Origin of the sequence: Vreelandella nigrificans (genome assembly GCF_002374315.1) — a bacterium.
Taxonomy (GTDB): domain Bacteria; phylum Pseudomonadota; class Gammaproteobacteria; order Pseudomonadales; family Halomonadaceae; genus Vreelandella; species Vreelandella nigrificans.
The window spans coordinates 238,179-247,580 of the sequence record NZ_NWUX01000003.1; the positions used below are offsets into that span (position 1 = coordinate 238,179).

The window sequence follows — 9,402 nt, forward strand, 5'->3', positions numbered from 1 at the left end:
TCAAGAAGCAGAAATATGAAACAAACTGCTTACTTGGAGTACAGCTCGACGATCAGGTTTTCGTTGATGTCGGCAGTCAGGTCACCGCGTTCAGGCAGAGCCTTGAAAGTGCCTTCCATCTTCTTGGCGTCGATTTCGATCCAAGCGATGTCGCCACGGTTGGCCGCAATGGTCAACGCGTTTTGAATACGGGCTTGGTTTTTCGCCTTCTCGCGAATGGATACAACGTCACCCGGCTTCACTTGGTAGGAAGCTACGTTAACGGTGCGGCCGTTCACGGAAATCGCCTTGTGGCTGACCAGCTGACGCGCTTCAGAGCGAGTCGAGCCGAAGCCCATGCGGTAGACGACGTTATCCAGTCGGGATTCGAGCAACTGCAGCAATACTTCACCAGTCGCACCTTTCAGGCGAGCGGCTTCTTTGTAGTAGTTGCGGAACTGCTTTTCGAGTACGCCATACATACGACGTACTTTCTGCTTCTCGCGAAGCTGCAAGCCGTAGTCGGAAAGACGCTGACGACGCTGGCCGTGTACACCCGGGATTTGCTCGGATTTACACTTTTTCTCGAAGGGAGTCACACCGCTCTTCAAAAAGAGGTCTGTGCCTTCACGACGAGACAGTTTGCACTTCGGTCCAATATAACGAGCCATGAATCTGTCTCCTTAAACGCGGCGTTTCTTAGGCGGACGGCAGCCATTATGGGGAATGGGCGTCGCGTCTGTGATGCTTTGCACGCGGAAGCCGGCGGCGTTCAGTGCACGCACGGCGGATTCACGGCCGGGACCGGGGCCCTTGACCAGCACGTCTACGTTTTTCACACCATACTCGGCTGCAGCAGTTGCTGCACGCTCACTTGCCACTTGAGCAGCGAACGGGGTGCTCTTGCGAGAACCACGAAAACCCGAACCACCGGCTGTCGCCCAAGAAAGAGCGTTGCCCTGGCGGTCTGTGATCGTCACGATCGTGTTGTTAAAAGAGGCATGGATGTGCGCTACGGCGTCCACTACCTGCTTTTTAACCTTTTTACGGTTACTACGCGGGTTAGCCATGTTGATGTCTATTCCTGTCTTTACGCCAGAACGTGCGTGTTATTTGCGGATCGGCTTACGCGGGCCCTTACGGGTACGCGCGTTAGTCTTAGTCCGCTGACCACGCAGCGGAAGACTACGACGATGACGCAGACCACGGTAGCAGCCTAAGTCCATGAGACGCTTAATGTTAAGCGTGACATCACGACGAAGGTCGCCTTCTACGGTGTACTTACCAACTTCAGAACGCAGGGTATCCAGCTCATCGCTAGACAGATCCTGGATCTTGGTAGTCGGCGCGATACCGGCAGCAGCACATAGGTGCTGAGCGCGAGTACGGCCAATCCCGAAGATATAGGTCAGCGAGATCGCCGCATGCTTGTTGTCCGGGATATTGACGCCTGCAATACGGGCCATCAGCTTACTCCGAAATTTGAGCGGCTTGCTCGTTTATTCATCTACAAAAGGCGCAACAGCATACCCCTTTATAAGCCCTAAGGCAAGGGGTATGCCAGCACCCGCTAAAAACAACCCAGAGGAATTAACCCTGGCGCTGTTTGTGCCGTGGCTCGCTGCAGATGACGCGGACAGCGCCATTGCGACGAATGATCTTGCAGTTACGGCACATCTTCTTTACGGAAGCTCGAACTTTCATCGTTCTTTCTCCAAAAACGGCTCGCGGCGCGCCAATAAATTGGGCAGCGCCTTAGCGCATAATGCCGCCGCTACCGTAGCCTTTCAGGTTGGACTTCTTCATCACTGAGTCATACTGATGCGACATGAGATGCGACTGCACCTGAGCCATGAAGTCCATGATGACCACTACCACGATCAGAAGCGACGTACCGCCAAAGAAGAACGGAACGTTCCATGCAACGATCAGGAACTGGGGCATCAGGGAAACCGCAGTGATATACAAGGCACCGAACAGGGTCAGACGTGTCATAACCTTGTCGATATAGCGAGCGGTCTGCTCGCCGGGGCGAATGCCCGGCAGGAAAGCGCCTGACTTTTTAAGATTGTCAGCCACATCCTTGGGGTTGAAGACCAGCGCTGTGTAAAAGAAGCAGAAGAATACCACCGCCGCGCCAAAAAGCAAGATGTAAAGCGGTTGACCTGGGCCTAATGCCTGAGATGCACGCTGCAACCACTCCATACCTTCACCGGCACCCACCCACTGACCAATAGAGGCCGGAAAGAGTAGAATACTGGAGGCAAAGATCGCCGGAATAACGCCGGCCATATTAACCTTCAAAGGCAGGTAGCTACTTTGCCCTGCATACATCTTATTGCCCACTTGGCGCCGAGGATAGTTCACTTTGAGGCGGCGTTGGCCACGCTCAATGAAGACTACAAAGGCGACAGTCGCAATACCTAACACTGACAGCGCTAACAGCGGAAGAACATTCCAGGCCCCTTCGTTACGAGCAAGCTCAAACGCTTGCCCCACGGCACTGGGCAGCCCAGCGACGATCCCCGCGAAGATTAGCAACGAAATACCATTGCCAATGCCCTTCTCGGTGATCTGCTCACCTAGCCACATCATAAACACCGCACCAGACACAAAGGTGATGATAGCGGTGAAATAGAAGCTGAAGTCAGCGCTGTACGCGATGCCTTGGCTAGCCAGACCGACGGACATGCCGGTAGCCTGGACAAACGCCAGTAACACCGTGCCGTAGCGGGTGTACTGGCTGATCTTGCGGCGGCCGGCCTCGCCCTCTTTCTTGAGCTGTTCAAGATGAGGGGAGACCGCAGTCATGAGCTGCATGATAATCGACGCCGAAATATAGGGCATGATACCCAGGGCGAGGACACTCATACGCTCCAGGGCGCCACCCGAGAACATGTTAAACATGCCCAGGATGGTGCCCTGTTGCTCCCTAAACAAGGCAGCAAGCTGGTCAGGATTGATACCGGGAACGGGAATGTGGGCACCAATACGGTACACCACGATGGCGAGGAGCACGAAGCGCAAACGCGCCCACAGTTCACTCAGACCGCTGCCCATCGCCGGCATATTTCCTGACTTGGCCATTTAGTCCTCTACCTTGCCGCCGGCGGCTTCGATCGCTTCACGGGCACCTTTGGTGACCTTGATTCCACGAACGGTAACCGCCTTGTTCAGTTCGCCAGAAAGGATGATCTTCGCGTGAAGCGTTGCATCCTTCAGCACGTTGGCTTGCTTCAAGGTTTCCATAGTGACTTCGTCACCGGCAACTTTAGCAAGCTCGGCCAGACGTACTTCTTCAGATACCAGCGATTTAGCGGACGTAAAGCCGAATTTCGGCAAACGGCGCTGCAGCGGCATCTGACCGCCTTCGAAACCAGGCTTGACGCTGCCGCCACTGCGTGATTTCTGACCTTTGTGACCACGGCCACCGGTCTTACCAAGACCGGAGCCGATACCACGACCAACGCGCTTTTCAGCGTGCTTGGAGCCCGGTGCCGGGCTCAGGGTATTGAGTTTCATGGATTACTCTCCCTCAACGCGCACAAGGTAATTTACCTTGTGGATCATGCCGCGTACGGCAGGGGTGTCTTCCAGTTCAACCGTATGACCGATGCGACGCAGACCCAGGCCTTTCATAGTAGCCTTGTGCTTGGGCAAAACGCCGATGGTGCTGCGGATCTGGGTAACCTTGATCGTTGCTGCCATGGTGCCTTACCCCGTGATCGCTTCGACAGACAGACCGCGCTTAGCGGCGATGTCTTCCGGTGCTTGCATGGCAGAGAGACCTTTAACAGTCGCTCGAACCACGTTAACCGGGTTGGTGGAACCGTAGCACTTGGCCAGTACATCGTGGACACCAGCAAGCTCTAGTACAGAGCGCATAGCACCACCAGCGATGATTCCGGTACCCTCGGAAGCCGGCTGCATGTAGACCTTAGAAGCACCATGACGTGCTTTCACCGGATACTGCAGCGTATGGCCAGCAAGGTTCACCTTGACCATGTTGCGACGAGCTTGGTCCATCGCTTTTTGAATCGCGACAGGCACTTCACGCGCCTTGCCACGACCAAAACCGACACGACCTTTACCATCACCAACGACGGTCAGCGCGGTGAAGCCGAAAATACGACCACCTTTGACCACCTTGGCGACGCGGTTAACCTGCACTAACTTCTCTTGCAGATCACCGCTTTGCTGTTCGTTCTTCGCCATCGTAAAACCCTTTAGAATTCCAGGCCGCCTTCACGAGCGGCGTCGGCCAGAGCCTTGACGCGACCGTGATACTTAAAGCCAGCACGGTCGAAGGCCACCTGGGTGATGCCTGCTTCTTTAGCGCGCTCAGCAATCAGAGCACCGACCTTAGAGGCCGCGTCTGAGTTACCGGTCGCACCCTCGCGCAGTGCTTTGTCCAGCGTGGAAGCGCTGGCCAACACTTTGCCACCATCCGGCGAGATAATCTGCGCATAGATGTGACGCGGGGTACGGTTGACGCACAGGCGATACACGCCCAGCTCGCGGATCTTGGCGCGAGCGCGGCGGGCACGACGGAGACGAGATTCTTTCTTCGCGTTCATAACCCTGCCTTACTTCTTCTTGGCTTCTTTGCGACGCACCTGCTCGTCGGCGTACCGAACACCCTTGCCTTTGTACGGCTCAGGCGGACGGAAGGCGCGGATTTCCGCGGCGCACTGGCCGAGCATCTGCTTGTCCGCGCTTTTCAGCACGATCACGGTGTTTTTCGGCGTTTCCGCTGATACACCCTTAGGCAGTTCATAGTCGACCGGGTGCGAGAAGCCCAGTGAAAGATTGAGCGTCTGGCCCTTTGCTTGGGCACGATAACCGACGCCTACAATTTCGAGAGTTTTTGTGAAACCCTCGGATACGCCCGTTACCAGGTTCTGAACCAAGGCGCGGGTAGTACCGGCCATTGCCCAGCTCTTGGCAGACTCACTCGGGGCGAAGGTCAGCTGACCATCTTCTTGACCAATCACCACATCTTGGTGAATGGCGAGAGACAGTGTGCCCTGGCCGCCTTTGGCGGTCAGCTGGCCAGCGTCGATTTTGATCTCGACACCAGCAGGCACTTTAACCGGATATTTCGCTATGCGGGACATTCCAGCCTCCTAGAATACGGTGCAGATGACTTCGCCACCGACGCCTGCTTGGCGCGCGGCACGATCGGTCATGACACCATTAGAGGTGGTGACAATCGCGATACCCAGACCATCGGCGACCTTGGGCAGGTTGTCCTTGCCCATGTAACGACGCAGAGACGGCTTGGAAACCCGCTGAATGTGCTCAATAACCGGCTTACCCTCAAAGTACTTGAGAGTAACGGTCAGCTCGGGTTTAACGCCTTCAGCCACCGTAAAGTCGGTAATGTAGCCTTCTTCCTTTAGCACTCGGGCCACTTCAACTTTCAGCTTGGAGGACGGCATAGTTGCCGTCTCCTTGGTGGCCATCTGCGCATTGCGGATACGGGTAAACATATCCGCCAGAGTGTCTTGCATGCTCATTTAATGTGCGCTCCTGATGATTCTACGTGGCGTTACCAGCTGGACTTTTTAAGGCCAGGAACGTCGCCACGCATGGCGGCTTCACGCAGCTTGTTACGGCCGAGGCCGAACTTGTTGTAAAAACCGTGCGGACGGCCAGTCACGCGGCAGCGGTTACGCTGACGCACCGGACTTGAGTCGCGCGGCAGTTGCTGCAGCTTCAGCGTCGCCTCGAAGCGGTCTTCTTCAGTCGTGTTAACGTCTGAGATGATCTTCTTGAGCTCAGCGCGCTTGGTGGCATACTTCGCCACCAATTGTGTACGCTTAAGCTCACGCTCTATCATACTTTTCTTAGCCATGATCCAACCCTTATTTCTTGAACGGGAAGTTCAGTGCCGCTAATAGCGCACGACCTTCCTCGTCGGTGTTGGCGGTAGTAGTGATAGTGACGTCCAGCCCCCGGATACGATCGATTTTATCATACTCGATCTCTGGGAAGATGATCTGCTCACGCACACCCATTGAATAATTGCCGCGACCGTCAAAAGACTTCGGGTTAAGACCACGGAAGTCACGCACGCGGGGAATCGCAATGTTCACCAGACGGTCCAGGAAGTCCCACATACGCGCTGAGCGCAGTGTTACTTTGACACCGATCGGCCAACCTTCGCGTACCTTGAAGCCCGCGATGGACTTGCGTGCCTTGGTCACCAGCGGCTTCTGACCGGAAAGCTTCTCCAGGTCGCCGATGGCGTTGTCAATCAACTTTTTATCGTTGACTGCTTCGCCGATACCCATGTTCAGGGTCACTTTCGTGATCCGGGGTACCTGCATTACGTTGGCGTAGCTAAACTGCTCTTTAAGCTGAGCTACAACCTCGTTTTGATAACGTTCTTTCAAGTTCGCCATTTTGCTACCCGACTCGCGTTAGGCGTCGATCTGCGTCTGCGTCGACTTGTAGATACGTACCTTGGTACCGTCTTCCTTAACTTGGAAGCCGACGCGATCCGCCTTACCGGTCTCCGAATTGAAGATGGCTACGTTGGACGCGTGAATCGGAGCCTCACGCTCGACGATACCGCCCTGATTACCCGCCATGGGATTAGGCTTGGTGTGACGTTTAATCATATTCACACCGGACACCACGAAGCGGTTTTCTAATACCCGCTTAACGGTGCCACGTTTGCCTTTATCCTTCCCGGCGATGACGATGACTTCATCGTCACGTTTGATCTTTTGCATATCCGCCTCGCTCCTTACAGCACTTCAGGCGCTAGGGAAATGATCTTCATGAACTTTTCATTACGAAGTTCACGAGTTACCGGCCCGAAGATACGCGTGCCGATCGGCTGTTCGTTGGTGTTATTCAACAAAACTGCCGCATTTCCATCGAAACGGATCAGCGAACCGTCACTACGACGGACGCCACTACGGGTGCGAACTACTACCGCTTTCAGCACTTGGCCTTTTTTGACCTTGCCGCGCGGAATAGCTTCCTTCACCGTTACCTTAATGACGTCACCAACGCGGGCGTAGCGACGGTGTGAACCGCCTAACACCTTGATGCATTGCACCCGGCGCGCTCCGCTGTTGTCGGCGACATCCAGCATTGTCTGAGTCTGAATCATCGGTTTTCTCCAAACCTAATCTGACTGCACTGGTAGAACAGACGCAGGGGTTAACCTTTGGCCTGCTCAACCACCTCGACCAGCGTCCAAGCTTTCTTCTTGGAAAGCGGACGGCACTCCTGAATGGAAACCGTATCGCCTGCCTTAGCTTGGTTCGCCTCATCATGGGCGTGCAGCTTGGTGGAGCGCTTAACGTATTTTCCGTAGATCGGGTGACGCTCACGGCGCTCGATCATAACGACGATGGATTTATCCATCTTGTCGCTCACCACCTTGCCGGTGAGCGTACGTGCTTTCTTTTCTTCGGCCATCTCAATCACCTGCCTTCTCGTTGAGCATAGTCTTCACGCGGGCGATATCCCGACGGACCTGCTTGAGCAGATGAGTCTGGCTCAGTTGGCCAGTGGCCTTCTGCATGCGCAGGTTGAACTGCTCGCGGAGGAGCTCGAGGAGTTGCTCTTGAAGCTCTCCTACGGACTTTTCACGAATTTCCTGGGCTTTCATCACATCACCGTCCGTTTCGCAAAGGTGGTGGACAGGGGCATCTTCTGGGCGGCCAGTTCAAATGCTTCACGGGCCAGCTCTTCGGATACACCTTCAATTTCATACAGGACCCGACCCGGCTGGATCTGGGCTACCCAGTACTCAACTGAACCTTTACCCTTACCCATACGAACTTCGAGCGGTTTCTTGGAGATCGGCTTATCAGGGAAAACGCGGATCCAGATCTTACCGCCACGCTTAACGTGACGTGTGATCGCACGACGGCCTGCTTCGATCTGGCGCGCAGTGATGCGGCCACGACCGGTTGCTTTGAGACCGTACTCCCCGAAGCTGATCTTGCTTCCGCGATGCGCCAGGCCACGGTTGCGGCCTTTCATCATCTTACGGAATTTCATACGCTTGGGCTGTAACATCGACTCGCTCTCCCCTTACCTGGAACCTTTCTTCTTGGGCGCGTTGCCGGCAGGCTGTTGTTGCTTAGCCTTGGCACGTACTTCCTCGATACCACCGAGGATTTCGCCCTTGAAGATCCACACTTTGACGCCGATGACGCCGTAGGTGGTGTGAGCTTCGTAAGTGGCGTAGTCGATGTCCGCACGCAGAGTGTGCAGCGGAACGCGACCTTCGCGGTACCATTCGGTACGTGCGATTTCGGCGCCACCCAGACGACCTGACAGCTGAATCTTGATGCCGCCAGCGCCAAGACGCATTGCGTTCTGTACCGCGCGCTTCATAGCACGACGGAACATAACGCGACGCTCAAGCTGACCCGCTACGTTAGCAGCGACTAGCTTGGCATCCAGCTCCGGCTTGCGAACTTCTTCAATGTTCACATGCACGGGAACACCCATCATCTCGGTGAGATCGCGACGCAGACGGTCGACATCTTCACCTTTCTTACCAATCACAATACCCGGACGGGCAGTGTGGATGGTGATGCGGGCATTGTTCGCCGGACGCTCGATGTGAATGCGGCTCACGGAGGCGTTTTTCAGACGCTCTTCCAGGAAACTGCGCACTTCGAGATCGTTATTGAGCTTATCGGCATATGCGCCGCGCTCGGCATACCAGACAGAAGCATGGTCTTTGACGATGCCCAGTCGAATGCCTGTTGGATTGACTTTCTGACCCATCTGGTCGACTCCTACTTCTCGGCTACCTTGACGGTGATGTGGCAGGTGCGCTTCAAGATACGATCCGCACGCCCTTTGGCACGCGGCTTGATACGCTTGAGCGTCATGCCCTCATCGACGCAGATGGTCGAGACACGCAGCTCGTCAATATCCATGCCGTTATTTTCTTCCGCGTTTGCAATGGCGGACTGCAGCACTTTCTTAACCAGCTTGGCAGCCTTCTTCGGTGAGAAGGTCAGCAGGTCGAGTGCCTCGGCGACCGGTTTACCGCGCACCTGGTCAGCCACCAAACGGGCCTTCTGGGCGGATAAACGAGCGCCACGCAGCTTAGCTGTGACTTCCATCTCTCAATCCTCTCTGGCTTACCGTTTGGCTTTCTTGTCCGCCGCATGCCCGCGATAAGTGCGAGTAGCAGCGAATTCGCCCAGCTTGTGACCAACCATTTCCTCGGAGACATGCACCGGGACGTGTTGGCGACCGTTATGGACAGCGATTGTGAGGCCTACCATGTTTGGCAGGATCATCGAACGACGCGACCAAGTCTTGATCGGTTTGCGATCGTTCTTCTCCACTGCAGCCTCTACCTTCTTCAAAAGATGAAGGTCAATGAAGGGACCTTTCTTTAGTGAACGTGGCACAGCCGTTACCCCTTAATGTCTT

Annotated in this window: 21 protein-coding genes; all 21 read right to left on the reverse strand. The window is 55.2% G+C overall.

Annotated features, from left to right (window positions below; genetic code table 11):
• Window positions 1-29: 29 nt before the first annotated feature.
• The 21 genes from rpsD to rpsS all read right to left on the reverse strand — a co-directional run bounded on the left by rpsD (window position 30) and on the right by rpsS (window position 9,380).
• Window positions 30-650 carry a 30S ribosomal protein S4 gene (rpsD, locus tag CPA45_RS06455; RefSeq protein WP_078089857.1) on the reverse strand — a complete coding sequence of 207 codons (621 nt, stop codon included), beginning with the start codon at window positions 648-650 and terminating at the stop codon, window positions 30-32.
• 12 nt (window positions 651-662) lie between these two features.
• Complete coding sequence (gene rpsK, locus CPA45_RS06460) at window positions 663-1,049, reverse strand: 30S ribosomal protein S11 (RefSeq protein WP_009723883.1); 387 nt, start codon at window positions 1,047-1,049, stop codon at window positions 663-665.
• 39 nt (window positions 1,050-1,088) lie between these two features.
• Window positions 1,089-1,445, reverse strand: a complete 357-nt coding sequence (gene rpsM / locus CPA45_RS06465; protein WP_096650776.1) for a 30S ribosomal protein S13 — start codon at window positions 1,443-1,445, stop codon at window positions 1,089-1,091.
• A 124-nt stretch (window positions 1,446-1,569) separates the two neighbouring features.
• Window positions 1,570-1,683, reverse strand: coding sequence for a 50S ribosomal protein L36 (rpmJ, locus tag CPA45_RS06470; protein ID WP_008959154.1), 114 nt, complete (start codon window positions 1,681-1,683; stop codon window positions 1,570-1,572).
• Between the two features lie 51 nt (window positions 1,684-1,734).
• Window positions 1,735-3,066 (reverse strand): preprotein translocase subunit SecY, encoded by a 1,332-nt coding sequence (gene secY, locus CPA45_RS06475; RefSeq protein ID WP_009099021.1) that lies wholly within the window; start codon window positions 3,064-3,066, stop codon window positions 1,735-1,737.
• On the reverse strand, window positions 3,067-3,501 hold the full coding sequence (rplO, locus tag CPA45_RS06480; protein ID WP_030074208.1) for a 50S ribosomal protein L15: 435 nt from the start codon (window positions 3,499-3,501) through the stop codon (window positions 3,067-3,069).
• A gap of 3 nt (window positions 3,502-3,504) precedes the next feature.
• Window positions 3,505-3,687 (reverse strand): 50S ribosomal protein L30, encoded by a 183-nt coding sequence (gene rpmD, locus CPA45_RS06485; RefSeq protein WP_009723888.1) that lies wholly within the window; start codon window positions 3,685-3,687, stop codon window positions 3,505-3,507.
• Window positions 3,688-3,693: 6 nt separating this feature from the next.
• Entirely contained in the window at window positions 3,694-4,194 is a 501-nt protein-coding gene (gene rpsE, locus CPA45_RS06490; RefSeq protein ID WP_078089853.1) for a 30S ribosomal protein S5, read from the reverse strand.
• Between the two features lie 11 nt (window positions 4,195-4,205).
• The gene (gene rplR / locus CPA45_RS06495; protein WP_008959159.1) at window positions 4,206-4,556 is read right to left on the reverse strand and encodes a 50S ribosomal protein L18; all 351 of its coding nucleotides are present in this window, start codon (window positions 4,554-4,556) and stop codon (window positions 4,206-4,208) included.
• A 9-nt stretch (window positions 4,557-4,565) separates the two neighbouring features.
• Window positions 4,566-5,096 (reverse strand): 50S ribosomal protein L6, encoded by a 531-nt coding sequence (gene rplF, locus CPA45_RS06500; protein WP_096650777.1) that lies wholly within the window; start codon window positions 5,094-5,096, stop codon window positions 4,566-4,568.
• Between the two features lie 9 nt (window positions 5,097-5,105).
• On the reverse strand, window positions 5,106-5,498 hold the full coding sequence (rpsH, locus tag CPA45_RS06505) for a 30S ribosomal protein S8 (RefSeq protein WP_078089851.1): 393 nt from the start codon (window positions 5,496-5,498) through the stop codon (window positions 5,106-5,108).
• Between the two features lie 32 nt (window positions 5,499-5,530).
• Window positions 5,531-5,836, reverse strand: coding sequence for a 30S ribosomal protein S14 (gene rpsN, locus CPA45_RS06510; RefSeq protein ID WP_078089850.1), 306 nt, complete (start codon window positions 5,834-5,836; stop codon window positions 5,531-5,533).
• A 10-nt stretch (window positions 5,837-5,846) separates the two neighbouring features.
• On the reverse strand, window positions 5,847-6,386 hold the full coding sequence (rplE, locus tag CPA45_RS06515) for a 50S ribosomal protein L5 (RefSeq protein WP_096650778.1): 540 nt from the start codon (window positions 6,384-6,386) through the stop codon (window positions 5,847-5,849).
• Between the two features lie 18 nt (window positions 6,387-6,404).
• A complete protein-coding gene (gene rplX / locus CPA45_RS06520; protein WP_009723895.1) occupies window positions 6,405-6,719 on the reverse strand; it encodes a 50S ribosomal protein L24 in 315 nt (104 codons plus the stop codon).
• Between the two features lie 14 nt (window positions 6,720-6,733).
• Window positions 6,734-7,105 carry a 50S ribosomal protein L14 gene (rplN, locus tag CPA45_RS06525; protein ID WP_009723896.1) on the reverse strand — a complete coding sequence of 124 codons (372 nt, stop codon included), beginning with the start codon at window positions 7,103-7,105 and terminating at the stop codon, window positions 6,734-6,736.
• 50 nt (window positions 7,106-7,155) lie between these two features.
• Window positions 7,156-7,416, reverse strand: a complete 261-nt coding sequence (gene rpsQ, locus CPA45_RS06530) for a 30S ribosomal protein S17 (RefSeq protein ID WP_009099001.1) — start codon at window positions 7,414-7,416, stop codon at window positions 7,156-7,158.
• Between the two features lies 1 nt (window position 7,417).
• Window positions 7,418-7,609, reverse strand: a complete 192-nt coding sequence (rpmC, locus tag CPA45_RS06535; RefSeq protein WP_009098999.1) for a 50S ribosomal protein L29 — start codon at window positions 7,607-7,609, stop codon at window positions 7,418-7,420.
• Window positions 7,609-8,022: a 50S ribosomal protein L16 gene (gene rplP / locus CPA45_RS06540; protein WP_007112000.1), complete on the reverse strand. Its 414-nt coding sequence runs from the start codon at window positions 8,020-8,022 to the stop codon at window positions 7,609-7,611. The genes rpmC and rplP overlap by 1 nt, the downstream gene beginning before the upstream one ends.
• A gap of 15 nt (window positions 8,023-8,037) precedes the next feature.
• A complete protein-coding gene (rpsC, locus tag CPA45_RS06545) occupies window positions 8,038-8,742 on the reverse strand; it encodes a 30S ribosomal protein S3 (protein WP_018917731.1) in 705 nt (234 codons plus the stop codon).
• 11 nt (window positions 8,743-8,753) lie between these two features.
• On the reverse strand, window positions 8,754-9,086 hold the full coding sequence (gene rplV / locus CPA45_RS06550; protein WP_010626471.1) for a 50S ribosomal protein L22: 333 nt from the start codon (window positions 9,084-9,086) through the stop codon (window positions 8,754-8,756).
• Between the two features lie 18 nt (window positions 9,087-9,104).
• Window positions 9,105-9,380: a 30S ribosomal protein S19 gene (gene rpsS, locus CPA45_RS06555; RefSeq protein ID WP_009098993.1), complete on the reverse strand. Its 276-nt coding sequence runs from the start codon at window positions 9,378-9,380 to the stop codon at window positions 9,105-9,107.
• Between the last annotated feature and the right edge of the window lie 22 nt (window positions 9,381-9,402).